The organism is Collinsella sp. AM44-11, assembly GCF_003467145.1.
Lineage (GTDB): Bacteria > Actinomycetota > Coriobacteriia > Coriobacteriales > Coriobacteriaceae > Collinsella.
In genome coordinates this window covers 255,862-279,370 of sequence record NZ_QSFE01000001.1, presented here as the reverse complement: position 1 = coordinate 279,370, position 23,509 = coordinate 255,862, and the positions used below count along the sequence as shown (strand labels likewise).

At 60.8% G+C, this 23,509-nt stretch carries 23 protein-coding genes and 1 tRNA gene; 23 read left to right on the top strand and 1 reads right to left on the bottom strand.

All coding sequences use genetic code 11. The annotated features are described in order from the left end of the window. Window positions 1–156: 156 nt before the first annotated feature. The 19 genes from DW943_RS01340 (at window position 157) to rsfS (ending at window position 20,029) form a co-directional block, all read left to right on the top strand. Window positions 157–233 (top strand) — tRNA-Arg (locus DW943_RS01340). A 76-nt stretch (window positions 234–309) separates the two neighbouring features. Next, the gene (locus tag DW943_RS01335; RefSeq protein ID WP_117861953.1) at window positions 310–3,027 is read left to right on the top strand and encodes an HAD-IC family P-type ATPase; all 2,718 of its coding nucleotides are present in this window, start codon (window positions 310–312) and stop codon (window positions 3,025–3,027) included. Window positions 3,028–3,130: 103 nt separating this feature from the next. Then, window positions 3,131–4,273, top strand: coding sequence for a zinc ribbon domain-containing protein (locus tag DW943_RS01330; protein WP_158551271.1), 1,143 nt, complete (start codon window positions 3,131–3,133; stop codon window positions 4,271–4,273). A gap of 107 nt (window positions 4,274–4,380) precedes the next feature. Then, window positions 4,381–4,923 carry a peptidylprolyl isomerase gene (locus DW943_RS01325; RefSeq protein ID WP_117842713.1) on the top strand — a complete coding sequence of 181 codons (543 nt, stop codon included), beginning with the start codon at window positions 4,381–4,383 and terminating at the stop codon, window positions 4,921–4,923. Window positions 4,924–4,934: 11 nt separating this feature from the next. Next, complete coding sequence (locus DW943_RS01320) at window positions 4,935–6,239, top strand: tetratricopeptide repeat protein (protein WP_233502548.1); 1,305 nt, start codon at window positions 4,935–4,937, stop codon at window positions 6,237–6,239. Window positions 6,240–6,366: 127 nt separating this feature from the next. Then, the gene (locus tag DW943_RS01315; RefSeq protein ID WP_006236061.1) at window positions 6,367–7,398 is read left to right on the top strand and encodes a rod shape-determining protein; all 1,032 of its coding nucleotides are present in this window, start codon (window positions 6,367–6,369) and stop codon (window positions 7,396–7,398) included. 78 nt (window positions 7,399–7,476) lie between these two features. Continuing rightward, window positions 7,477–8,418 carry a rod shape-determining protein MreC gene (gene mreC, locus DW943_RS01310; protein ID WP_117861952.1) on the top strand — a complete coding sequence of 314 codons (942 nt, stop codon included), beginning with the start codon at window positions 7,477–7,479 and terminating at the stop codon, window positions 8,416–8,418. Between the two features lie 11 nt (window positions 8,419–8,429). Further along, complete coding sequence (locus DW943_RS01305) at window positions 8,430–8,996, top strand: hypothetical protein (RefSeq protein WP_117861970.1); 567 nt, start codon at window positions 8,430–8,432, stop codon at window positions 8,994–8,996. A gap of 13 nt (window positions 8,997–9,009) precedes the next feature. Beyond that, window positions 9,010–11,079, top strand: coding sequence for a penicillin-binding protein 2 (gene mrdA, locus DW943_RS01300; protein ID WP_117861951.1), 2,070 nt, complete (start codon window positions 9,010–9,012; stop codon window positions 11,077–11,079). A gap of 9 nt (window positions 11,080–11,088) precedes the next feature. After that, window positions 11,089–12,315, top strand: coding sequence for an FtsW/RodA/SpoVE family cell cycle protein (locus DW943_RS01295; RefSeq protein ID WP_117861950.1), 1,227 nt, complete (start codon window positions 11,089–11,091; stop codon window positions 12,313–12,315). 18 nt (window positions 12,316–12,333) lie between these two features. Continuing rightward, a complete protein-coding gene (locus DW943_RS01290) occupies window positions 12,334–13,263 on the top strand; it encodes a YcjF family protein (protein ID WP_117776203.1) in 930 nt (309 codons plus the stop codon). Between the two features lie 10 nt (window positions 13,264–13,273). Continuing rightward, window positions 13,274–15,151: a TIGR03960 family B12-binding radical SAM protein gene (locus DW943_RS01285; RefSeq protein WP_117861949.1), complete on the top strand. Its 1,878-nt coding sequence runs from the start codon at window positions 13,274–13,276 to the stop codon at window positions 15,149–15,151. After that, window positions 15,148–15,960, top strand: coding sequence for a TIGR03936 family radical SAM-associated protein (locus DW943_RS01280; protein ID WP_055249994.1), 813 nt, complete (start codon window positions 15,148–15,150; stop codon window positions 15,958–15,960). The genes DW943_RS01285 and DW943_RS01280 overlap by 4 nt, the downstream gene beginning before the upstream one ends. A 67-nt stretch (window positions 15,961–16,027) precedes the next feature. Continuing rightward, window positions 16,028–16,402, top strand: coding sequence for a 50S ribosomal protein L21 (gene rplU, locus DW943_RS01275; protein ID WP_035138585.1), 375 nt, complete (start codon window positions 16,028–16,030; stop codon window positions 16,400–16,402). Window positions 16,403–16,435: 33 nt separating this feature from the next. Next, on the top strand, window positions 16,436–16,693 hold the full coding sequence (gene rpmA, locus DW943_RS01270; RefSeq protein WP_006236075.1) for a 50S ribosomal protein L27: 258 nt from the start codon (window positions 16,436–16,438) through the stop codon (window positions 16,691–16,693). An 84-nt stretch (window positions 16,694–16,777) separates the two neighbouring features. Further along, the gene (obgE, locus tag DW943_RS01265) at window positions 16,778–18,244 is read left to right on the top strand and encodes a GTPase ObgE (protein ID WP_199572717.1); all 1,467 of its coding nucleotides are present in this window, start codon (window positions 16,778–16,780) and stop codon (window positions 18,242–18,244) included. A 3-nt stretch (window positions 18,245–18,247) separates the two neighbouring features. Continuing rightward, window positions 18,248–18,925, top strand: a complete 678-nt coding sequence (gene nadD / locus DW943_RS01260; protein ID WP_055249998.1) for a nicotinate-nucleotide adenylyltransferase — start codon at window positions 18,248–18,250, stop codon at window positions 18,923–18,925. 86 nt (window positions 18,926–19,011) lie between these two features. Next, window positions 19,012–19,545: a bis(5'-nucleosyl)-tetraphosphatase (symmetrical) YqeK gene (yqeK, locus tag DW943_RS01255; protein WP_193221678.1), complete on the top strand. Its 534-nt coding sequence runs from the start codon at window positions 19,012–19,014 to the stop codon at window positions 19,543–19,545. Between the two features lie 28 nt (window positions 19,546–19,573). Further along, the gene (rsfS, locus tag DW943_RS01250; RefSeq protein WP_035138582.1) at window positions 19,574–20,029 is read left to right on the top strand and encodes a ribosome silencing factor; all 456 of its coding nucleotides are present in this window, start codon (window positions 19,574–19,576) and stop codon (window positions 20,027–20,029) included. A 99-nt stretch (window positions 20,030–20,128) separates the two neighbouring features. Here the strand turns inward: rsfS and dinB are convergent, their stop codons facing one another. Continuing rightward, a complete protein-coding gene (dinB, locus tag DW943_RS01245) occupies window positions 20,129–21,382 on the bottom strand; it encodes a DNA polymerase IV (protein WP_199572715.1) in 1,254 nt (417 codons plus the stop codon). Between the two features lie 201 nt (window positions 21,383–21,583). Between dinB and rpsP the strand changes: the two genes are divergently transcribed. The 4 genes from rpsP to trmD are packed head-to-tail and all read left to right on the top strand — an operon-like array spanning window position 21,584 to window position 23,508. After that, a complete protein-coding gene (rpsP, locus tag DW943_RS01240; RefSeq protein ID WP_022094749.1) occupies window positions 21,584–21,925 on the top strand; it encodes a 30S ribosomal protein S16 in 342 nt (113 codons plus the stop codon). 42 nt (window positions 21,926–21,967) lie between these two features. Further along, window positions 21,968–22,213: a KH domain-containing protein gene (locus DW943_RS01235; RefSeq protein WP_171021534.1), complete on the top strand. Its 246-nt coding sequence runs from the start codon at window positions 21,968–21,970 to the stop codon at window positions 22,211–22,213. Window positions 22,214–22,247: 34 nt separating this feature from the next. After that, on the top strand, window positions 22,248–22,739 hold the full coding sequence (gene rimM / locus DW943_RS01230) for a ribosome maturation factor RimM (RefSeq protein ID WP_233543562.1): 492 nt from the start codon (window positions 22,248–22,250) through the stop codon (window positions 22,737–22,739). A gap of 10 nt (window positions 22,740–22,749) precedes the next feature. Then, window positions 22,750–23,508: a tRNA (guanosine(37)-N1)-methyltransferase TrmD gene (trmD, locus tag DW943_RS01225; protein ID WP_055250008.1), complete on the top strand. Its 759-nt coding sequence runs from the start codon at window positions 22,750–22,752 to the stop codon at window positions 23,506–23,508. Window position 23,509: the final 1 nt, after the last annotated feature.

The window sequence follows — 23,509 nt, the reverse complement described above, 5'->3', positions numbered from 1 at the left end:
CGCGAGCCGTGTACATATGGTGCATGAGAGTTTATACTATCTGACTCGCTTTTGCCTTCTAAAGTGGGCCGTTGAGCCGCGTCTTCCTCGGAATTGCAAAGCTTTTTCTTTTATTTTGATAGCCCGTGGTGCACTTGGGTATAATGCCAAACGTTGGCCCTATTAGCTCAGGGGATTAGAGCGTCTGCCTCCGGAGCAGAAGGCCGTTGGTTCGAATCCAACATGGGGCACCATCGAACGTGAGACCGTCCGAACCTCGCATGGTCCGGGCGGTTTTTCTTATACCGACGCGACGTGATGGGACGTGGTATGGCAGCAACGGATATCGAGCGCGGACTCTCGACCGCCGAGGTCGAGGAGCGCATCGCCGCCGGTAAGATCAACCGCAACATGGAGCTCAAGACCAAGTCGGTCAAAGAGCTCATCATCGAGAACCTCTGCACGCTGTTCAATTTGATCAACGTGATCTTGGCGTTCCTGGTCATTTTGACCGGTTCGTTTAAGAATCTGACGTTCCTGTTCGTGGTGTTCCTCAATACCGCTATTGGCGTCATTCAGTCCATGCGTTCCAAGAAGATGGTCGATAAGCTCACGCTGCTGACCTCCAAGAAGGCCATCGCGGTGCGCGACGGCTCCGAGGTGGAGCTCGACCTGGACCAGATCGTGCTCGACGACATCATCCGCCTGGGGCGCGGCGACCAGATCCCCGCTGACGCCGTGGTGGTTTCGGGCGAGGCGCTCGTGAACGAGAGCCTGCTGACGGGCGAGAGCGATCTTATTAAGAAACAGCCCGGTTCCGAGCTCATGAGCGGCAGCTTTATCGACTCGGGTCTGCTGCGCGCCCGCGTGATCCATGTCGGCGCCGACAACTACGTGGCCAAAATTAATAACGAGGCCAAGTACGTCAAAAAGGTCAATTCCGAGATCATGAACGCGCTCAACGCCATCGTGCGCTTTGCGAGCATCATCATGATCCCGCTCGGTTTGGCGTTGTTTGCCTCGAGCGTGAGCGAGCTGTGGGATGCCGCGGGAACCCCAGGCAATAGCGCGCTTTCGTGGTGCTTCTCCGAGCTGTTGGCTGGTCATGTGCCTTCGTCGGCGCTGCTGTCCACGGTGGGCGCCCTGCTGGGCATGATCCCGCAAGGCCTGGTGCTGCTGACCTCGTCGGTGCTCGCCATCGCCACGGTGCGCCTGGCCCGCCGCAAGGTACTCGCGCAGCAGCTCTACTGCATTGAGACGCTCGCGCGCGTCGACGTGCTGTGCCTGGACAAGACGGGCACCATCACGTCGGGCCGCATGGAGGTCGAGGGTACCTATCCGCTGCCGGTCGAGGGTATGGGTGCGGGGGAGGGCGACGCCGCCGTTCCCGTCGATACCACGGTGCTCGATTTTGCGCTGGCTAACGTCGCACGTGCGACCTCGGCCGATGCCAACGAGACCTGTCAGGCGCTGCTCAACTATTACGCCGACCGTCCGGTCGAGGTGTCTGAGCCGCTGTCGGTCATTCCGTTCTCGTCCTCCAAAAAGTGGAGTGGCGCTTCGTTTGCGCAGGGCTCCTATGTGATGGGCGCTGCGCAGTTTGTGCTTTCGGAGCGTGCGTTTTCGCAGGTCGAGAACCGTGTCGCCGAGCTTGCCGATACCTGCCGCGTGCTCGTGGTGGCGCGCGTGGACGGCTTTACGCCCGATGGCGATATGGTGGGCGAGGCCGAGCCCGTGGGCTTTGTGACCATCCGCGACGAGATCCGTACCTCGGCGGCCGAGACCATCGGCTACTTTAACGAGCAGGGCGTGACCCTCAATGTGATCAGTGGCGACGACCCGCGTACGGTGTCGTCGATCGCGCGCGTGGTGGGCGTGCCGGGGGCGGACGCTTATGTGGACGCCACGACGCTCGATACGCCGGCCAAGCTCGATGCCGCAGTGGACCGCTACCATGTCTTTGGTCGTGTGACCCCGCAGCAGAAGCGCGAGCTCGTGCAGGCGCTCAAGCGCCGCGAGCACACCGTGGCCATGACGGGCGACGGCGTCAACGACGTGTTGGCGCTCAAGGAGGCCGACTGCTCCGTCGCCATGGCGGCCGGCTCCGATGCCGCGCGCAATGTGGCCGAGATCGTGCTCGTCGACAACGACTTTGCCTCGATGCCCGCCGTGGTGGCCGAAGGCCGTCGCTCTATCAATAACCTACAGCGTTCTGCCGCGCTCTTTCTGACCAAGACGCTTTTCTCGATGGGCCTGGCGGCGTTGTGCATCGCGCTGCCACCGTATCCCTTCCAGCCCATCCAGATGACGCTCATCAACTTCTTCTGCATCGGCGCGCCGGGCTTTGTGTTGGGCCTGGAGCCCAACAACGCCCGCGTGAGGGGGTCGTTCTTGACCAACGTGCTTAAGCGTGCGCTGCCGGCGTCGATTGCGGTCATTTTGGCCGCGGCGCTCGATATCTTTGTGGCGCGCGTGTTTGGCTTTAACCAGCTCACGCTGTCTACGATGTGCCTGCTTACGTCGTGCGCGGCGAGCGTCAGCCTGATCTGGCGCATCTCGCAGCCCCTCACACCCTTGCGCGTGGTGCTCTTTGTGTTTGTAGTCGCTGGCATCTTGGTGGGCGTTATCGGATTCCCGGAGCTGCTGTCTATTGCTAACCTGTCGATGGGCCAGATGGTTATCTTGGCTGTCATCGTGGCCTTTACCTGCTCGGTGTTCTTTAAGCTCGCCACGATGATGGATTCGCTTAAGCCGCGTCGTCGTCATGCCGCAACTGGTTTTGGTCGCGGTGTGCGCGTCCGCCTGGGTCGCGGTGGCGGCAAGGTGAGCTCGACGGGTTCGACGGCGGAGCGTTTTGCCAAGCGCGTCGCCGCCGACATGGCGCAGCGCCGCGAATCTCGCACCGTTCGTGAGGCCGAGGCCCGCGCACTCGAGGGCGTGGCCCAGGCCCAGTCCAAGAAAAAGAAGGGTAGCGGAGCCAAGCACTCTCGCGTAACCAAGTCCGCCCAAGGCATCAAAGTCTCGATGCCGAGCAAAAAGAAGAAGTAACTACGCGCCCTGGCGATGTTGAATTGGTGCCTTGCTCCTGTGGGGCCGTGGCGATGTTATGCTCTAACCTCGATTGTTTGAATTGCTTCGAAAAGAGGATGCCGTGATCTGCCCGCATTGCCTTAAGACTATCGAGGACGGCGCCTCGTTCTGCCCCTACTGCAACGCCTATGTGGGTCCGGGCGATGGTCCCGAGCACACCGAATTCGTGTTCTGTGAGGGCTGCGGTGCCCGTCTTTCTCCGCATGATCGTACGTGCCCCAAATGCGGACGCCCCGCTCCGGGTATCCTCTCCGAGGATGCGGCAGCATCCGACCTGGCAGCGGGCCGCACGGCGGGCTTTCCGCGCCTAACGCAAGAGCAGATCGATACCGAGGTGCCGCATGCGCCGGCCTCTGCCGCTGCGGTGCTCTCAGACGCCGCCGACCCCAATGAGACCTGCGTGCTGCCGGCTTTCGATAAGGATTTCGGTATCCCCAAGGTCGATATTCCCACGCCCGTTTCCCTGCATGACGATGCTCAAAAACCCAAGCGCAAGGTGCACCCCGACGAGGACGCCTATCACAAGCATAAGCGTCATATTCCCAAGCCGCTCATTATCATCGCGGTCCTTGCCGTCGTGTGCGGTGGTGCCTATTGGTTCGTGACGACCGATCCCATGGGTGTTATGCCTGGCTTCTACGACCAGTTTGGCCAAGCTGCACAAACCACCTTCCCCACGCGTCAAAAGGGCGAGGCGACTGAGGACGATACCAAGCAGGGCGATTCTGCCGAGGTGGTTCAGGAAGAAACCGTGCTCACCGATGATCAGCTCTATACCAGGCTCGACGGTCTGTATCAGACCATCGTGTCCTACGCTGACGAGGACCAGATCGGCGAGGTCATCGATTCCTTTAACAACGGTTATCTCCGAACGCCGCTGTCCACCCGTCAGGAGCTGTCGCAGAGTGCCTACGCCCTGCGCGACCAGATCAAAAAGACGCAAGATGAGCTCAACAACCTGAAAGTACAGGACGATACGGTCTATGCGGATGACATCGCCCACTTAAAGCAGCTTGCCGAGTGGATGTATGAGCGCGTCGACGTGATCTGCCAGAGCTGGGATATCTCGCTGGCCATTCCCGATGGCGAGTCGATGAGTTCCCACCAAAGCGAGATCCTGGCGCCCATCGCGCAGGGCGGCAACAGCGCGCTGAACCAGTACGATGCCAATGTGGGTTCCTGGAAGCCGCAGCAGCGTTCCTAAAATTAGTTCGCCATAGTCGGCATAACCTACGTGCGCAATTGATGTAAACCCGTGCTTATTGCTACAATTCGTACAAATATGCTTTAAACGCACGAGGAGGGAACCACATGTTTGGTTTTAAGAAAGAGCTCTACACGCCCGAGTATCAGCTTGTCGGCGACGAGTGCGCCGTAATCGAGACGTCGAAGGGTGCCATCAAGGTCAAGTTTGACGGCGAGGGCGCTCCCATTCATGTCGCGAACTTCTGCGAGCTTTCCACGATGGGCTTCTATGATGGCCTTAAGTTCCATCGCTATGTGCCCGGTTTTGTTATCCAGGGCGGCGACCCCAATACCCGCGACATGTCCGGCGCCGACGTCGCTGCCGGTCTTGAGGGCCCCGACGGTATGCCCGGTACCGGTGGCCCCGGCTACTGCATCAAGGGCGAGTTTGCCACCAATCCGCGCAACAGCCATGTCGATGGCGCCCTTGCCATGGCACGCTCCATGGACCCCGATTCCGCGGGTTCGCAGTTCTACTTCTGCCTGGGTGCCCAGCATAACCTCGATTCCGGTTACACCGTCTTTGGTACCACGGTCGAGGGTCTCGATGTGATTTCGCAGCTGCGTGCCGGCGACGAGATCGTCCATGTCGAGATCGTTCACGAGTAAAGGGGACTTCCTTGAATAGCCAGCTGATCCAACAGGGCCGCGCCGCTTACCGCGCGGGTGATTTTTCTGCTGCAGCCCAGATGCTTGGGGCGGCAAAGACTCCCGATGAGATTATGGGCGAGGCCGATCACCTTCGTGGCAACGCCTTGATGCACCTTGGCATGTATGCCGAGGCCGCCGAGGCCTATGCCGCCGCCCTCAACGACGGTACCTACGGCAAGCGCGGCGCGCTGCTCACCAACCGCGGCAAGGCGCTCGCCGCCGTGGGCGACTACACGACGGCCGCTCAGGCTTTCTCTGCCGCTACGCAGGATGCTTCCTATGCCACGCCGTTCAAGGCCTATCTGGGCCTGGGCAATGCGCTGTTCCAGTCGGGCGACTATGCCAACGCGGGAACCGCCTTCCGTCAGGCTGCCATCGACGGCGCCAATCCGGCTCCTGCCGCCGCACTCGGCGAGCTCGGTCGTTGCTTCATTAAGCTCGGCCGTCCGGCGGATGCCGTGGAGACTTATCGCACGGCTATCGACTTTGCCGGCCCCCGCGACGACACGCGTGCGCTCAACGCCGGCATGGGTCAGGCGCTTTCTGCCGCCGGCCGTCCCTCCGACGCACTCGACGCCTTTAATGCCGCTACTGCCGATGGCATCTACCAGCTCACCTCCGAGCAGGCCGATGAGCTTGCCCGCGTGCAGGATTCGCTTGCCGCGCTGTCTGCCCAGACGGCTATGGCCACGGCTCCGGCGCCCGCGATGGACGCTCCTGCCGTCGATCCGCTCGATCCTACGGGCGCGACCGGTCAGTTTATGCCTGATCCCTCGGACACCGGCTTCTTTACGCTGTCCGAGTCCGAGATGGTCCAGCAGGACCGTCAGGATCGCAAGCAGGCCAAGGTCCGTCGTCGCCATCGCCATACGGGTCTCAAAGTCTTCATCGTGCTGCTTCTGCTCATTTTGATTGCCGCGGGCGGTCTGGGCTTTGCCTACACGCGCGGCTTTGGCTTCCCGTCTCAGGAGTCTGTCGTTACCGATCTGTTCCAGGCTGCCGGCGACGGTGACGCCGCAAAGGCCGAGTCTTGCCTGGCCTCGAGCCTGTCCGAGGACGCTAAGTCGATGATCATCTCCTCGATTCCGCAGGGTGCCACCGTGTCCGTCGAGGGCATGGATCAGTCCATGACCGAGACGACCGCCAAGGTGAAGGCATCGCTGTCCAAGGGCGGCGAGCAGGAGTACACCGTCAAATTCGTGCGCTCCGACAACCATATCGGCTGGGCCGTTTCTTCGCTCGATATGGATTTCTCGGCTGCTGACAACCAGTAGTGACCTTATGGGATTTAGCTTTGCCCGGCGCTTCACCGCAAGTGAGGTGCCGGGCTTGCGCTAGTATGATGAGCTAGTAGTTTTCCAGCAATCATCCAACACATCAGGAGTTGCGTTGTTTTCTTTGATGGATATGTTCTTCGGTAGCTATGCGGGCGATCTTGCCATCGACCTCGGCACCGCAAATACGCTTGTCTCCGTGCGCGGCAAGGGCATCGTTATTCGCGAGCCCTCTGTTGTTGCCATCGACAAGAACGACGAGCGCATCCTGGCGGTCGGTATCGAGGCAAAGCGCATGCTCGGCCGTACGCCCGGCAACATCGTGGCCGTTCGTCCCCTGAAGGACGGCGTCATCGCCGACTTCGATGTTACCGAGGCCATGCTTCGCTACTTTATCGACAAGGCGTCCGAGAAGCGCTATCCGTGGACTCCGCGTCCGCGTGTTGTCGTCTGCGTTCCCTCCGGTGTCACGTCGGTCGAGAAGCGCGCTGTCTTTGAGGCCACGATCCAGGCCGGCGCCCGCCAGGCCTATCTGATCGAAGAGCCTATGGCAGCTGCTATCGGCGCCGACCTGCCCGTCGAGGAACCCACCGGCTCCATGGTCATCGACATCGGCGGCGGTACCACCGAGGTTGCCGTTATCGCTATGGGCGGCATCGTCGTTTCGCAGTCCATTCGTATTGCCGGTGACGAGTTCGATCAGGCCATCCTCACGCACGTTCGCGATGCCTACAACCTGGCCATCGGCGAGCGTACGGCAGAGGACATCAAGATCAAGGTCGGCTCCGCCGTGCCGCTCAAGGATGAGCTCGACGTCGAGGTCAACGGCCGCGACGTGATCACCGGTCTGCCCAAGACCGTGCGCATCGAGAGCGAGGAGATTCGTCGCGCACTCAACAAGCCGCTCGACGAGATGGCCAAGGCCGTCAAGGACGCACTCGACGCTACGCCTCCCGATCTTGCCTCGGACCTTATGTACTACGGCATTTTGCTGACTGGTGGCGGCGCGCTGCTGCGCGGTCTCGACGTGCGCCTGCGCGATGAGACCGGCGTTTCGGTCAATGTTAGCCCTACGGCGCTCGATAACGTTGTTAACGGCTGTGCCCGCGTGCTCGAGGCCAATGCGTTTGATGGCGGCTTCGTCCAGACCAATGCTTAATTTCCAAAAGGTGGATTCCATTTGGCACGATCTTCGGGTTTCTCCACAAATCTGAATACCAAGCGACAATCAACGGGTATGCGCCCGTTGATTGTTTTCAGCCTGATTTCGGTGTTGCTGCTCACGTTTTACATCCGCGAGGGCGAGGCAGGACCGATTCATGCCGTGCGCTCGGGCGTGACGACGATTACCTCGCCGGTGCGCTTTGTGGGCTCGGCTGTGGCGGCTCCCTTCAATGCGATCGGTAACGTGTTCTCTAACCTTACGGCGTCGCAGGACACGCTTGACGAGCTTAAGAAGCAAAACGAGGAACTGACCTCTAAGGTTGCCGAGCTCTCCGAGGCTCAAAAGACCGCCGAGCGACTGGAGGGGCTGGTCGGCCTGCAGTCGACCTACAACCTCAAATCAACCGCAGCTCGTATCGTCGGCGCTTCGGGCGATGCCTGGACCTCGACCGTCACCATCGATAAGGGTTCTGCCGACGGTCTTACCATCAACATGCCTGTGACGAGTTCTGCCGGTGTCATAGGCCAGATTATCGAGGTCTCGGCCAAGACGTCCACCGTGCGCCTGATTGGCGACGAGAACTCGGGCGTGTCCGCTATGGTGCAGGACACGCGCGCCCAGGGCATGCTGCAGGGTCAGGCTGACGGCACGCTGCGTCTTGAGTACGTGAGCGTCGACTCCGACGTTAAGGTTGGCGACATCATCGTGACCTCGGGCATTGGCGGTGTGTTCCCCAAGGGTCTACCGCTCGGCACCGTCTCGTCGGTTGAGAAATCGGCAAACGACGTGTACTACACCATTGTGGTGCGCGCCCAGACGACGGCCGAGAACAACGAGGAAGTGCTGGTCATTACCTCGCTGACCGACGAACAGTCGGCCTCGGATGAGGACGTGAACACGGCCAACAGCACGCCGCAGGGAACGTCGCGCGATGCTGCGACCAAGACGAAGGACGAGAGCTCGGATGACGGTTCCGACACGTCCGAGACGACCGATTCCGGCTCGAGCGAATAGGGGGCATGTCCATGGATCTACACGAGCAGGGGATGAGCTCCCGCACGTCTGTAATCGCCGCCATCGTGTGCGTGCTGCTGCAGGCAGGCCTGGCACCGCAGATCTCCATTGCGGGCGGTCGCGTCAACTTCATGATTATCCTGGTGTGCCTAAGCGTGTTCTCGGGCGACCCGACCCGTGCCGTCGTGTGCGGTTTTTGCAGCGGCTTGTTCTATGACCTTTCCGCTGCCGTGCCGGTGGGCGTTATGTCGCTCCTGCTGACCGTGGGTTCTTTTGCCCTGGTGCATAGCGCCGCCGGTCAGACGGGCGGTACCCCGAGTGCGCGCGGCATCACGGTGGGTGCCTTCGCGCTCGTCATTAATGTGATCTACAGCATCATCTTGCTGTTTATGGGTTTGGAGACGAGCTTTGTCGTGGCGATCTTCGGCCATGCGCTGCCGTCTTCGATCCTGACGGGTTTGGTTGCCATTCCGTTTTTGATGTCCGGCGTCGTGCCGCAGTCCGGTTATGGATTCTCCGCACGTGGCGGACGCCAGACGGGCATGCGCTTTAAGCCCAAGACCCGTAAGCTCAAATAGGGGAGGCTCGTAGATGTCTTCCCAGATGACGGTTATTATCGCCGGTATCGTGCTGGTTGTGGCCATCGTGGTCGCGCTGGTCATCATGCGTCGCGGCGATTCCCGTTTTACCTACGATACGCAGCATGGAACGGCCCCGCGCGCCACCGAGGGCGAGGGCAATACCGCGGCGACCGCCTTTAAGGGCCGCTTCTCCATCCTCACCACGGGTGTGGGCGCGATGTTCGCGGCGCTTGCCGTCAAGCTGTGGGGCATGCAGATGGTCTCGTCGGACTATTACGAAAAGCAGGCTAATAGCAATCAGACGCGCACCGTTACCACACCCGCTGTGCGCGGCCGCATCCTCGACCGCAATGGCGTGGCGCTTGTCCAGAACCGTCCCTCACTTGCTGTCGTGGCCTATCGCGACCTTGCTGAGGATGAGGTTCTGGTTCGTCATCTTGCCAACGTGCTCGGTATGCCCTACGTGGCTGTGCTGCGCAATATCCAGGACAATTCCGAGGGCGCCCAGAGTCTGCATACCATCGCGACGGACGTGCGCCGCTCAACGGTTGCCTATATCAAGGAGCACGCCGGCGAGTTCCCGGGCGTCAAGATTGCCGAGCGTACCGAGCGCCAGTACCCGTACGGCGAGACGGCCTGTCACATTTTGGGCTATACCGGCACCATTACCTCCGAGCAGCTCGAGGCCCAGAATAAGAAAACCTCTGGCGATGATGATGCTTCTGCTGGCAAGATTACGTACCAGTCGGGCGATATCGTGGGCCAGGCGGGTGTTGAGAGCTACTACGAAAACCTGCTGCAGGGTATTCGTGGCGAGCAGACCGTCAAGGTCGATGCCTCGGGCAATGTGACCGGTCAGGCCGGCGCCGTGCCCGCCAAGGCCGGCTCCGACATTAAGCTCACGCTCGACCTTAAGATCCAACAGGCCTGTGAGACGGCGCTGGCGAGCGCCATCGAGCTCGCCAAGACCACTGGCTACAGCAATGCCGGCAACGGCGCTGTGGTGTGCCTCGATCCCAACAATGGTGAGATCCTGGGCATGGCGAGCGAGCCCAAGTTCGATCCGTCCGTCTTTATCGGCGGCGTCTCAAATGACGTGTGGACCGAGCTCAATGATGACAAGGGTTCGCACCCGCTGCTCAACCGCGCCATTAGCGGACAGTACATGTCGGCCTCGACCATCAAGCCGCTCTCGGCACTGGCCGGTCTTGAGTTTGGAACCTACACTTCAACACAGACAACCAACTGCACGGGCTATTGGACGGGCTTGGGCAAGGCTTGGGGCAAGCGCTGCTGGTTGACGTCTGGCCACGGCACCATGACGCTGCAGTCGGGTATCGCCAACTCGTGCGACCCCGTCTTCTACGACATGGGCAAGGCGTTCTTTTATGACGAGCAACATTCCGAGGGCCTGCAGGAGGTCTTTCGTCGCTGGGGCCTAGGCAAGACCTGCGGTATCGATCTGCCGAGTGAGGGCGCGGGCCGTATTCCCGATGCCGAGTGGAAGGAGTCGTACTTTACCGACGCCTCTGCCGAGGACCGCAAGTGGAATGCCGGCGATATGACCAACATTGCCATCGGCCAGGGCGACATCCTGGTGACGCCCCTGCAGATGGCGTGCGCCTATATGGGTCTTGCCAACGGCGGCAAACAGTACGTGCCTCACGTGTTTTTGTCTGCAGTATCGCGCGATGGCGACGGCGATGCCTATAAGTACAACGGCAAGGGCAAGAAGAAGCGCCTGGAGGCCAAGATCAACAGCGATTCGGATTTGGCTCTTGTTCGCAACGGCATGCACGACGTGATTTACACGGCATCGACGTCCCTGGCGGCTCACTTTGGCACCCTGACGCCGCAGGTGTACGGCAAGTCGGGCACGGGCGAGAAAAGCGGCGAGGACGAATACGCGTGGTTCTGCGCCTATGCACCGGCCGATGATCCCAAGTATGTCATCGCTACTGTCCTGGAGCAGGGCGGCGGTGGTTCGGATACCGCGATGCATGTCGTGCGCGACGTGCTCGGCGTGATTTATGACGAGCCCGATACCTCTTCGGCCTCGGGCGATTCTTCGGTTCGATAGGAGGTTGCGATGGATTTTTCTCCGGCGGATCTGTTCCGTTCAACCAAGACCGGCTCTCGCAGCAGCCTGGACCGCGTCAACAAGCAACTTTCGGCCTCGCGCGGTACGTTTCGCCAAAAGGTGCATATCGGTGTGCTCGTGGCTACAGTGGCGCTCGTCGCCTATGGCGCCATCATTATCTGGTCGGCTTCGCAGTTTAAGGCCGATGCCTCGTTCTCACGTCATCTTCTGGGAATTGGCATCGGGACGGTGCTGGCGGTGCTGGTCTGGCGTTCCGACCTGCGCGGTATTTCCAATTTCTCGACGGCGTTGCTCGTCATCGACCTGATCGTGATCTTCTCGCCCAAGATTCCGGGTCTGTCCTATACGGGCGGTCTGGGCATGACGGGCTGGATCAAGATTCCCGGTATCGGCTTGACATTCCAGCCGGTTGAGCTTGCCAAGCTCATCACCATCTTCTTTATTGCCACGCTTGGCTCGCAGTATAACGGCCGCATCGATACCGTTCGCGACTACGTCAAGCTCTGCGGCATGCTGTCCATCCCGTTTTTGGCCGTCGTTGCCATGGGCGACCTGGGCTCGGGCCTGGTCGTGCTGGTCTCGGGCGCCATCGTCATCTGCATGAGCGGTGCGCGCCGCGAATGGGTGCTGTCGACCCTGGCCCTGCTTGTGGGCCTGGTGGCCCTCGTCCTGGCGCTCGATTCGGTCTTTGATTCGTTGCTCGGCCACGATGTGCTCATCAAGCAGTATCAGATGAACCGCCTGACGGTCTTTATCGACCCCGATAATGCCGATTCGGACGATGCCTACAACCTGCAGCAGTCGCTTATCGCCGTTGGCTCGGGCGGCTTCTTTGGTAAGGGTTTGGGCCATGCGACGCAGTCGGCCGGCGGCTTTCTGCCTGAGTTCCACACCGACTTCGTCTTCGCCTTCCTATCCGAGACCTTTGGCTTTTGCGGTTCCTTTTTGCTCCTGTGCCTCTACGTGCTGCTGATCTTTTCGACGATTCGCGTCGCCTTTAAGTGTGAGTCGCTGTTCTTGCGTCTTTCGTGTGTGGGCATCGTTGGCATGTGGGCGTTCCAGACCTTCGAAAACATCGGCATGTGCATCGGCATGATGCCGATTACCGGTATTCCGCTACCGTTTATTAGCTTCGGTTCGTCTTCGATGATGATTCAGCTGCTGACAGTGGGTATCGTACAATCCATATGGCGGCATCGTTCGGGCGCCGCGTAACCGCTGGAGGGGTTTGCTATGAAAATTCCCGTAGATAAGCTGACCCGCGCTTTTAAGATGGGCGCGTCCGTTAAGAAGGATTCCGATACGCCGGTGCGCGTCTCGGTCTATCTGGATTCGTCCGCCTCGCGCTTTCTGGCCGAGACGGTGCGTGACGCCTTTGTGCCGCAGACGACCTCGGGCATTGTGCGCGTCGAGCGTCTGGGGGAGGAGCGAATTGCTCCAAAGACCGATACCGATGTGGTACTGGTGCTCTCGTGCGGCTCCGACCGCTTGGAGAGTGCCGTGCAGGAGCTCGTGATCGCCGGCGCGCCCGTGTGCGTGCTTGCCGAGTCTGCTGTGGAGGTGCCGTTTATCGAGGAGTCCACGCCCATGCTCGGCGTGGTGGCGGCAACCGATAAGACGTTTCTGCTCGAGACGCTTGCCCGCTGGATTCTCGATCGCACCGACAAGGAAACGGCTTTTGCGGCGAACTTTGCCTTTATGCGCATCGCGGCGGCCAATCGTATCATCACCTCGTGCGCGCTCACCAATATGGCGACCGGTGCGCTGGTGTTTTTGCCGGGCGCCGATTATCCCGTTATGGCGCTGGCGCAGGTGGGCATGCTCTTTGAGCTCGCTGCCGTCTTTGGACGCGGCATTAAGCCTGAGCGCGGCTATGAGGTCGCGGGCGTGCTTGCCGGCGGTCTTGTGATCCGCGCGGTCACCCGCGCACTCGTCAAGCAGACGCCGCATATTGGGTTTGCCGTCAAGGCGCTCACTGCTGCCGCGGGCACCTATGGCATGGGCCGTGCGCTCGTTTCGCTCTACGAGCGCGATGTCGACTACAGCCGTGCCAACGAGGTGGTCACTGCCACGTTCTCCCGCGTTCGCGATCTGGTGACCACGGTCGCGGGTGCTACCCGTCCTATGGCGTCCTACCAAGACGCATCCGATCTCGCTGCTTAGGGGTTTTCCGTTGCGCGTTGCATACCAAGACTGTTTTCATTTAATTGAGCCGCTGCTCGCCAAGGTCGAAAAGCCGAGTCGCTATATCGATCACGAGTGGGGCACGCTTTCCAAGGCCGATGCCGACTACCGTTGCTGCTTGATCTACCCGGATGTGTACGAGGTTGGTCTGCCCAACCAGGGTATCGCCATCCTCTACAACATTCTTAACCAGGCCGAGGGCATCTCCTGCGAGCGCGGCTATGTGCCGTGGCCCGACATGGGTGACGCCATGCGCGAGGCGGGCATTCCGCTGCTGTCGCTCGAAGGTGCTGCCCCCGTCGCTTCGTTTGATATCGTCGGTCTGCATGTGCCGCACGAGATGGCGGTGACGAACTTCCTCGAGGCACTCGATCTCGCTGGCATTCCGCTTTTAGCGGCCGACCGAGGCGAAGACGACCCCATCATCATCGCCGGCGGTCCCTCGGTGTACAACCCTGAGCCGTACGCGGCCTTCTTCGATGCCATCCTCATCGGCGAGGGCGAGGAATCGCTGCTCGAGACCTGCCAGCTGCATCGCCGCCTGCGCGACGAAGGAGTCCCGCGCGCGCAGATTGTTGAGCAGCTTGCATCCATTGCCGGCAACTACGTGCCGTCGCTCTATGAGGTTCGTCACGACGAACCCTGCTCGCCGCACGGCTACACCGTGCCTCGCGAGGGCAAGGATGCGCCGACCGTGGTCTACAAACGCGTCGTCGAGGATTTCGGCGCCACGAATCCGCTGTCGCAGTCGTGCGTACCCTATGCGCAACTGGTCCACGATCGCCTGTCTATCGAGATTCTGCGCGGCTGCGCCCGCGGCTGTCGTTTTTGCCAGGCCGGCATGACGTATCGCCCGGTGCGCGAGCGCTCGGCCGACCAGATCGTCTCGTCGGTGATTCAGGGTCTGGAAAAGACCGGCTATGACGAGGTGTCGCTGACCTCGCTCTCCACGACCGACCACTCCTGCATTCGCGACGTGCTCGGCAGGCTCAACCGTCGCCTGGAGGATACGGGTATTCGCGTGTCTATTCCGTCGCAGCGCCTGGATTCGTTTGGCGTGGATATGGCCGAGTCGGTCGCCGGCGAAAAGAAGGGCGGCCTGACGTTCGCGCCCGAGGCCGGCAGCCAGCGCATGCGCGACATCATTAACAAGAACGTGACCGAGGAGGACCTGGACCGTGCGGCCAAGGCGGCCTTCGAGGCCGGCTGGAACCGCATGAAGCTCTACTTTATGATGGGCCTTCCCGGCGAGCGCGACGAGGACATCGTGGCCATCGCCAATCTGGCCGATCACGTGCTGGAGCTCGGTCGTTCCGTGGTGCCCAAGGCTCGTCGCGGCTCGATCTCGGTGTCGATCTCGGTTTCGGTCTTTATTCCCAAGGCTGCCACGCCGTTCCAGTGGTGCCCGCAGCTCGACTACGACGACGTCAAGCGTCGTCAGAAGCTGCTTATCACGAGCGTTCGCAACCGTGCCGTCCGCGTTCATTACCACGATGCCGAGACCTCGCTCATCGAGGCCGCGCTCTCCCGCGCCGGTCGTGACATGACGCCCGTCATCATCGATGCTTGGCGCTTGGGGTCTCGCTTTGACGCCTGGGTAGAGCATTTCTCGCTCGATAACTGGAAGGAGGCTGCTGCCAAAAACGGCATCGACCTCAATGAGCTTGTGCACCTGCCCTATGAGTTGGACTGGCGTCTGCCGTGGGAGCATGTGAGCCCCGGCTGCACGCGCGGCTTCCTCGAGCGCGAGTACCGTCGCTCGCTCGAGGGTGTCACGACTCCCGACTGCACTCGCACGTCGTGCACCGGCTGCGGAATCTGCCCCACGCTCCACGCCAAGAATGTATTGATGGGTGATCGCGCATGAGTGAGCGCCTGACCGACAACCCCACGCTCTTTAGACTTCGTGTTCGCTATGGCAAGCGCGATCGCCTTAAGTACCTGGGCCATCTCGAAGTAATCCATACCATTGAGCGCATCGTGCGCCGTGCGGGACTTCCCTATGCCGTCACGCAGGGCTTCTCTCCGCACATGCGAGTGGGCTTCTCTTCGGCGCTACCGGTGGGTACGTCGTCGATCTGCGAGTGGTATGACCTGTTTATGACCGAGTTCGTGGCGCTCGACGAGGCGTTTGGGCGCCTGGCTGCGGCGTCTCCGGCCGATCTGGCGCCCATCGAGGCGGCGTATATCGACGTGCGCACGCCGGCGTTGACGGCGCAACTCACGCGTCTGTCGTATCGCATCGACCTGCACTTGGATCCCGAGGCGCCCGTAAGCACCGACGAGGTGCGTCGTGCGATCGACACGCTGCGCGCGGACCATGGCATCGACTACGCGCGCGGCAAAAAGAGCAAGCGCTTGGATTTGGATCACACGCTCGTGGGCTATGAGCTCACGGCGGGGGAGCGCCCGGACCATTTGGTGCTCATGCTCGACACCCATGCTGACAACGAGGGCTCCATGCGTCCGGAAATTTTGCTTTCTGCTGCTGATGTTTTGTTGCAGGGCTTGACCCCGGGCGTGGATGCACCTATTGTTTCCACCGGTATGCAAGACCTCGTGACCATCTGCTCCTACGATGTCGAGCGTCAGAATCAAGCATGCGAGGACGACGAGGGCCGACTCGTCAGCCCCATACCTGTGCGAACTTGTGGATTTGCTCCACATACTCGTTGACGGGGGTATTTTCGCCTGCTACTATATTCGGCTGTTGCACTAACTGATGCATGAAGGGCAAGTAAACATGTACGCAATCGTTAACACGGGCGGCAAGCAGTACAAGGTCGCCACCGACGATGTCATCACCGTCGAGAAGATCGAGGGCAATGAGGGCGACAAGGTCACCCTGCCGGTCATCTTCCTCAACGATGGTAAGAAGATCGTCACCGATCCCGACAAGCTGGCCAAGGCCAAGGTTACCGCTCAGATCGTTGAGCAGTTCAAGGGCGAGAAGCAGCTGGTCTTCAAGTTCCACAAGCGTAAGCGCTATCGTCGTCTGAAGGGTCACCGTCAGCAGCTCACCAAGCTGAAGATCGTGAAGGTCCAGGCTACGTCCCGCGCCAAGAAGGCTGTCAAGGCAGAGGCCGAGGCTGTTGCCGAGGCTCCCGTCGCCGAGTAGATTACACTCGTAACGAAAGAGTAGGTATACACAATGGCACACAAAAAAGGACTCGGTTCCTCCCGTAATGGCCGTGACTCCCGCGGTCAGCGCCTTGGCACGAAGCGCTATGCCGGCCAGACGGTAACCACGGGCACGATTCTCGTCCGTCAGCACGGCACGCACATCCACCCGGGTGAGAACGTTGGCCGTGGCAAGGACGACACGCTGTTCGCGCTGGTCGACGGTACCGTTGAGTTCCACAAGGGTATCAAGCACAGGGTCAGCGTACGCCCGCTCGCGAACGCGTAATTTACCCTTCATAGAGCACATATGTGGGAGGCACTTGAGTTTTAGGATTCAAGGGTCTCCCTCTTTTTGTAGGAGGCGATTCTGTTGTCACAGTTCACCGATATCAGCCGCATTAACGTGTGCGGCGGCGACGGCGGAGCCGGATGCATGTCGTTTAGGCGCGAGGCATTTGTCCCCAAGGGCGGCCCCGATGGCGGCGACGGCGGTCGTGGCGGCAATGTCGTCATCCAGGCCGATGCTCAGCTGTCTTCGCTGATCGATTACCGCTTCAAGCATCACTTCCGCGCCGAGCGCGGCACGCATGGGCAGGGTGCCCGTCGTAACGGCAAGAGCGGCGAGGACCTAATTTTGAAGGTTCCCATGGGCACCGTGGTGCGTGAGCTCGACCCCGAGACGCAGACCCCGATGTTCGAGATTGCCGATCTGGTGCACGATGGCGAGCGCGTTGTCGTGGCACCCGGCGGTGCCGGTGGCCTGGGCAACACGCACTTTGTGACGTCGGTGCGCCGCGCGCCCGCGTTCGCTCAGCTGGGCGAACCGGCCGAGGAGCACTGGATTGAGCTTGAGATGAAGCTAATGGCCGATGCCGCACTCGTGGGCTTCCCCTCAGTGGGCAAGTCCTCGCTTATCGCGCGCATGAGTGCCGCCCGTCCCAAGATCGCCGACTATCCGTTTACAACGCTCGTGCCGAACCTCGGCATGGTGCGTGCCGGTGAGTATTCTTACGTCGTTGCCGACGTTCCTGGTTTGATCGAGGGCGCGAGCGAGGGCAAGGGCCTGGGCCACCAGTTCCTGCGCCACATCGAGCGTACGGCGCTCATCATGCACGTCGTCGACATGACGGGCGGTTTTGAGGATCGCGACCCGGTTGAGGATTACCGCATCATCAACCGTGAGCTCGAGCAGTATGGCGCCGAGCTTTCGGAGCGTCCGCAGATCGTCGTCGCCAACAAGTGCGATGCGCCGGGCACGGCCGACAAGATTGCCGACCTCAAGCGCGCCGCGCTCGACGATGGACATATGTTCTTTGCCGTGTCCGCCGTGACGGGCGCCGGCCTCAACACGCTGATGCTTGCCGTGGGCGAGCAGGTGGCTAAGCTGCGCGCCGAGCTGGCGGTCTCCGATGAGCCGGTCGATCTGCGCGACGAGGAGTGGGAGCGCCGCCGTCTGCAGCGCGAGAAGCGTTTCCGCATTGTCCAGGAGGAGCCCGGTGCCTTCCGTGTGGTTGGTCGCGCGATTGAGCGCATGGTCATCCAGACCGACTGGGAAAACGAGGAAGCTGTCATCTACCTGCAGCATAAGTTTGCGCGCATGGGTGTCGACGATGCGCTCGAGAAGGCCGGCTGCCGTGCGGGCGACGAGGTCCGCATTTGCCAGCGCGCCTTTGACTTTGAGGGTGCTGAGGACTTCTCGGAGTACGAGGAGCTCGAGGACGCTGGCGAGGACGTTGCCGTTGAGGCCCTTGACGTGACCGATGCTGCGGATGAGGGCGTCGAGGTTGTCGATGCGGCGGATGCCGCGGACGATGCCGAGACCTCGGAGGGCGAGTAAGCCATGTCGCTGCGCGGTGGAATCGGTTTACCCGAGCTGCCCATAAAAGAGGGCAAAGAGTTTCGGCTTGGCATTATGGGCGGCACCTTCGACCCGATTCATTACGGGCACTTGGTGACTGCCGAGCAGGCGCGCGAGTCGCTCGACTTGGACGCTGTGCTCTTTATGCCGGCCGGCTCTCCTGCCTTTAAGCTCGACAAACCGGTGACGCCTGCCGAGGACCGTTATGCCATGACGGTTCTCGCCACCGCCGCGAATCCGGCTTTTTTGGCGAGCCGGTTCGAGATCGACCGTCCAGGCGTAACCTATACGGCCGATACGCTTCATGCCCTTCGCGACTTTTACCCGCCGCAGGTAAAGCTCTACTTTATTACGGGCGCCGACGCGATTATTGATATTGTGACCTGGCATGATGCCGAGCGAATTGCTGAGCTTGCTACCTTTATTGCGGCGACGCGACCGGGTTTTGATATCGATACGGCGCGTGCCCGAATCAAAGAGTCGGGGCTGCCGTTCGACGTGCGCTATATTCAGATTCCGGCGCTGGCGATCAGCTCGACGAACATTCGTAAGCGAGTTGCCCGCGGCATGAGCGTGCGCTATCTTACGAGCGAGTCTGTGCTCGGCTACATTCGCAAGCGCAGTTTGTATGTCGATCTGGGTCAAGAAGATTTTGAGTGATGGGGGCTACGTTGTCGGTAGAGGATCAGTTTGAGGGCGATGAGCGCGCGCTGCTCAAGCGCATTCAAGAGCTGCTCGATGTTCGCATGAAAGATAAGCGCAAGCGCTATGTGCATTCGCTGGGTGTTGCCGAGACCGCACTTCATCTGGCCGAGGTCTACGGCGTTGACCGCTTTGATGCGGCTGCCGCCGGCTTAATTCACGACTGGGACAAGGTTCTTTCCGATGACGAGCTCGTGGCCCGCGCGCTTCACTATGGCATCAAGGTTGCCGGCTCTCCTTCCGCCGCGACGCCGCTTTTGCATGGCCCTGTTGCCGCCTATGAGCTTCCGCAGCTTTTTCCCGAGCTGTCGCCGGCTGTTTTCCAAGCTGTCGACCGTCACACCGTGGGTGCCTGCGACATGACGCCGCTCGATATGGTGGTCTTTGTGGCAGATGCCATCGAGCCCAACCGTCACGGCGACTATGCCCATGCGCTGCGCAAGATGGTGGGGGAGTCGACGCTTGACGAGTTGTTCTTCTCCTGTTTTGCGCAGGGTCTGGTCTATGTGATCCAGTCCGGGCGCTATCTTTATCCCACGGCTATTATGATTTACAACCATTACGCCCAGCTGCGCTAGCTCGGGTGTGTCTAGAAAGAGGTATTCCATGGCCGACGAGACCATGACTGACGAGCAGATTCTTGAAGGTGTGGAGCACAAGAGTTTCGTTGCCACGTCCGACCGCACCGCCGCCTCGCTGTCCGCGAGCGGTGTCGCCGCCGAGGATGTCGCCCGCGCCGCCGCGCAGGCCGCCTACGACAAGAAGGGCGAGGACGTGCAGGTGCTCGACCTGACCGAGCTTTCCGACGTGTGCGACTACTTTGTGCTTGCCACCGGTACCAACAACCGCCAGGTCGATTCGATCGTCGACGAGATCGAGGAGAAGGTCGCCGAGGCTTGCGGCGAGCATCCGTTCTCCATCGAGGGCCGCGAGCAGAAGACCTGGATGCTCATGGACTACGGCTCGGTTGTCGTCCACGTCTTCACTCCCGAAGCCCGCGACTTCTACCGCCTAGAAAAGCTCTGGGGTGACGCCCCCCAGCTCCCCCTCAATCTCCTCTAGTAGCTCATTTGATACGGGGATTTTTAGCTAGCTTCGCGCATTTCGCCGGGCAGTTGCGGTTTTCCGCACCTGCCCGGCTTTCTTTTTGCCTAAAGGCGGTTAATCGTTGAAGCGGGATTGGCGGCCGAAGGATAGGGCGGTGTCGCCGAACTTGTCTCGGACGGCGTCGATAGCGACCGAGAGGTCGCGGCGGTCGCTGGATTGGGCTCCGCGGTCGTCGACTTCGCAGAACAGGTCGGTCTGGATGCCGCCTTGGTGGTCGAAGTCGCTCATGCCGATGCCCGCTAAGCGAACATGCGTGCCTTCCTGCCAGATGTTGTCGAGCAGTTCGAGCGCAACCGCCACGAAGATGTTCTCATCGTCGGTCGGATGAGGCAGCCGGCGCTGTGCCGTACGCCCGCTGCCATACGAATACTTGAGCTTGAGCGTCACCGTGGCGCCCGTCAGTCCCTGACGGCGCAGGCGGCGTCCCACTGACTCGCCCAACAGCGCAATCGCCGCTTCGATGTCCCCGCGCTCAGTCAAATCTTTCGCAAAGGTGCGCTCATTGCTCACCGATTTAACCTCACGCTCTTCATCGAGACTTGTGACTTCGGAGATTTCGAGTCCCAGCGCACGCTGGCGCATGCGTTCGCCGTTGACGCCAAAAATAGAGGCCAAGGTGGATTCCGCTGCACGTGATAGCTCGCCGAGGGTGTAGATGCACATGCGGCGCAGTCGTTCCTCGGCCGAGCGCCCGATGCCGCTCATTGCAGACACTGGTAGCGCGGCCAAAAAGCGCTGTTCCGTCCCGGGGCGCACAATCGTCAATCCAAACGGCTTGTCACGCTCGCTTGCGATCTTTGCGACCGTCTTGTTGCAGCCCACGCCAATGGAGCAGGTCACTCCCAGCGCTGCCACGCGGTCGCTTATACGCCGCGCAACCAGTAGCGGGTCTTCGGGCGCAAAGCGACCCGGTGTGATATCGATAAAGGCTTCGTCGATGGATACGCGCTCTACGCGCGGCGTTTCCTCGGCAAGAATCGCCATGACCTGCGCGCTCACCTCGCGGTAGCGATCAAAGTGCCCGTGCGTCCAAATGGCTTGCGGGCACAAGCGCCGCGCCTCGGCCGAGGCCATGGCAGAGTGCACGCCAAAGCGACGCGCTTCATACGAACACGTGGACACGACGCCACGCGAATCGGCGTCTCCGCCCACGATGAGCGGCTTTCCGCGCCATTCGGGATGATCGAGCATCTCCACGCTAGCAAAAAACGCATCGAGGTCCATGAGGCCCACCGCCGGACCCGTCCAGGGAGGTGGCGTGACGCCCATGGCATCCTCATAACCGTATGTATGTTCGCGTCTTTCCATGGCATGAGTATACCGCGCAGCTCATGTGGGGTGCGTGTATGTGCTTGCAAATCCCGAATTCTTGTCTAAGATATGGATTTGCCCTCGACTACACCGAAGAAGTTGGTCTCACGGACTTCACCTGCCCGCGTCGATGGCGTATTATGTTCAACTGTTTGTTTGTAGTTGCAGCCTAAAGCTGCTTGGTTGGAGGAGTTTCCTTTGGCAGTCAAGATTCGCCTTGCTCGTCACGGCGCTAAGAAGCGTCCGTACTACCGTGTCGTCGTCGCCGATTCCCGCGCCCCGCGTGACGGTCGTATCATCGAGGAGGTTGGCCGCTACAACCCGATGACCGCCCCCAAGACCATCAACCTCGACCTCGAGAAGATCGCCGACTGGCAGTCCAAGGGCGCTCAGCTCACCGACGCCGTCGCCGCTCTGGTCAAGGCCGCCAACGAGGGCGAGAAGACCGAGACCGTCGTCAAGAAGTCCAAGAAGCAGCTCGCCAAAGAGGCCGAGGCCGCTAAGGCTGCCGCTGAGGCCGCTGAGGGCGCCGAGGAGTAAATCGTGCCTGAGGTTGACGCTGCACAGCTCGAGGGTGAGGCAATGCTCTCAGATCGCATCGCCGATCTCGTCGAATATCTCGTTGTTCAGATCGTCGACGACCCGGATTCCGTGAGCCTTGAGGTCATTGATGGTGATGACGCCTCTACGATTGAGGTTTCTGTCGCCGAGGATGACGTCGCTAAGGTCATCGGCCGTCGTGGCCGTACCATCAAGGCCATTCGCACGCTCGCCCGTGCACTGGCCGCTCGCCTCGACACTGCTGTCGAGGTAGAGGTTCTGGGCTAGGACCTTGAGGTCCCAGTACAAAAACATCGCCCGTGTGGTCAAGCCGCACGGAAGGAAGGGGGAGGTCCTCGCGCAGCCGCTGCGGGGGCTTCCTTCTGTATTAGAGCCGGGTATGCGCGTCGCCCTGACGCCGCCGGCGCTCAAGCGCGACCGCTTTTGCACGGTCGTGTCCGTCACCGATACGGGCGATGGCGATCTGGTCTCGTTTGAGGGCATTGACGACTTGACGGCCGCCGAGGGCATCACGGGATGCTATGTGTTGGCAAATCGTGACGATTTTGAGCTCGATTCACTCGACGCCGCCTATACCGACCTGATGGGTCGCGAGGTGGTCGACGAGCGCTTCGGTTCGCTCGGCACGATCGTCGAGATCATGTCGACGCCTGCTAACGATGTTTGGGTTGTCGAGGGTGATCGGTACGGCGAGGTACTGATTCCCGTGATCGAGCAGGTTGTGCTCGATCTTCCCGACACAGGAACAATTTTCGTCCACGTTATGGACGGCCTGATCGATATGGACAAGTAGGGAGGACAACATGCTGATTGAGACCCTTTCGGTCTTTCCCGAGATGTTTGAGCCCGTCATGTCCACATCGATTTTGGGCCGCGCCCGCAAGGCCGGCCTTTTTGATTTTAAGGCGTATAACCTGCGCGACTGGACGCACGACCGCCATCGTACCGTCGATGACGAGCCGTACGGCGGCGGGCAGGGCATGCTCATGAAGGTCGAGCCTATTGCCGAGGCCATCGAGGCTATTAGCTCCGAGGGTCCTAAGCCCACCGTGGTGTTTTTTACCCCCTGTGGCGAGCCCTTTACACAGCATGTGGCCGAGCGCCTGCTCAAAAGCGAGCGCTTGCTGTTTGTGTGCAGCCGTTACGAGGGTGTCGACGAGCGTGCCTATGCGTATGCCGACGAGCGCCTGTCGATCGGCGATTACGTGCTCACGGGCGGCGAGCTTCCCGCTATGGTCGTTGCCGATGCTGTCGTACGCCTGATTCCCGGCGCCCTTGGTGACGAGATGAGCAACGTCGACGAGTCGTTCTCGACCGCCGAGGACGGAGGCCTGCTCGAGTATGCGCAGTACACTCGCCCTGCTGAATTCAACGGCGAGGGCGTGCCGCCGGTGCTCGTGAGCGGTGACCATGCCAAGGTCGATGCCTGGCGCCGTAAGAATGCCATCGAGCGCACCTGCCGCTGGCGTCCCGACCTGATCGAGACGGCACGGCTTACGCCCCAGGAGCGCGCATACGCGCAGGAGATTCTGGACGCTTCGTATTCGCAGAGCGAGGAGTGAG

What these genes read in the sequence shown, in the direction of transcription:
- mrdA (WP_117861951.1), top strand. Translation starts at nt 9,010, where the DNA reads ATGTCTTCCCAGATGACGGTTATTATCGCCGGTATCGTGCTGGTTGTG.
- rpmA (WP_006236075.1), top strand. Translation starts at nt 16,436, where the DNA reads ATGGCACACAAAAAAGGACTCGGTTCCTCCCGTAATGGCCGTGACTCC.
- DW943_RS01325 (WP_117842713.1), top strand. Translation starts at nt 4,381, where the DNA reads ATGTTTGGTTTTAAGAAAGAGCTCTACACGCCCGAGTATCAGCTTGTC.
- yqeK (WP_193221678.1), top strand. Translation starts at nt 19,012, where the DNA reads ATGAAAGATAAGCGCAAGCGCTATGTGCATTCGCTGGGTGTTGCCGAG.
- nadD (WP_055249998.1), top strand. Translation starts at nt 18,248, where the DNA reads ATGTCGCTGCGCGGTGGAATCGGTTTACCCGAGCTGCCCATAAAAGAG.
- dinB (WP_199572715.1), bottom strand. Translation starts at nt 21,382, where the DNA reads ATGGAAAGACGCGAACATACATACGGTTATGAGGATGCCATGGGCGTC.
- DW943_RS01305 (WP_117861970.1), top strand. Translation starts at nt 8,430, where the DNA reads ATGGATCTACACGAGCAGGGGATGAGCTCCCGCACGTCTGTAATCGCC.
- DW943_RS01235 (WP_171021534.1), top strand. Translation starts at nt 21,968, where the DNA reads ATGCTCTCAGATCGCATCGCCGATCTCGTCGAATATCTCGTTGTTCAG.
- DW943_RS01335 (WP_117861953.1), top strand. Translation starts at nt 310, where the DNA reads ATGGCAGCAACGGATATCGAGCGCGGACTCTCGACCGCCGAGGTCGAG.
- mreC (WP_117861952.1), top strand. Translation starts at nt 7,477, where the DNA reads ATGCGCCCGTTGATTGTTTTCAGCCTGATTTCGGTGTTGCTGCTCACG.
- rplU (WP_035138585.1), top strand. Translation starts at nt 16,028, where the DNA reads ATGTACGCAATCGTTAACACGGGCGGCAAGCAGTACAAGGTCGCCACC.
- DW943_RS01315 (WP_006236061.1), top strand. Translation starts at nt 6,367, where the DNA reads ATGGATATGTTCTTCGGTAGCTATGCGGGCGATCTTGCCATCGACCTC.
- DW943_RS01280 (WP_055249994.1), top strand. Translation starts at nt 15,148, where the DNA reads ATGAGTGAGCGCCTGACCGACAACCCCACGCTCTTTAGACTTCGTGTT.
- DW943_RS01290 (WP_117776203.1), top strand. Translation starts at nt 12,334, where the DNA reads ATGAAAATTCCCGTAGATAAGCTGACCCGCGCTTTTAAGATGGGCGCG.
- DW943_RS01295 (WP_117861950.1), top strand. Translation starts at nt 11,089, where the DNA reads ATGGATTTTTCTCCGGCGGATCTGTTCCGTTCAACCAAGACCGGCTCT.
- trmD (WP_055250008.1), top strand. Translation starts at nt 22,750, where the DNA reads ATGCTGATTGAGACCCTTTCGGTCTTTCCCGAGATGTTTGAGCCCGTC.
- rsfS (WP_035138582.1), top strand. Translation starts at nt 19,574, where the DNA reads ATGGCCGACGAGACCATGACTGACGAGCAGATTCTTGAAGGTGTGGAG.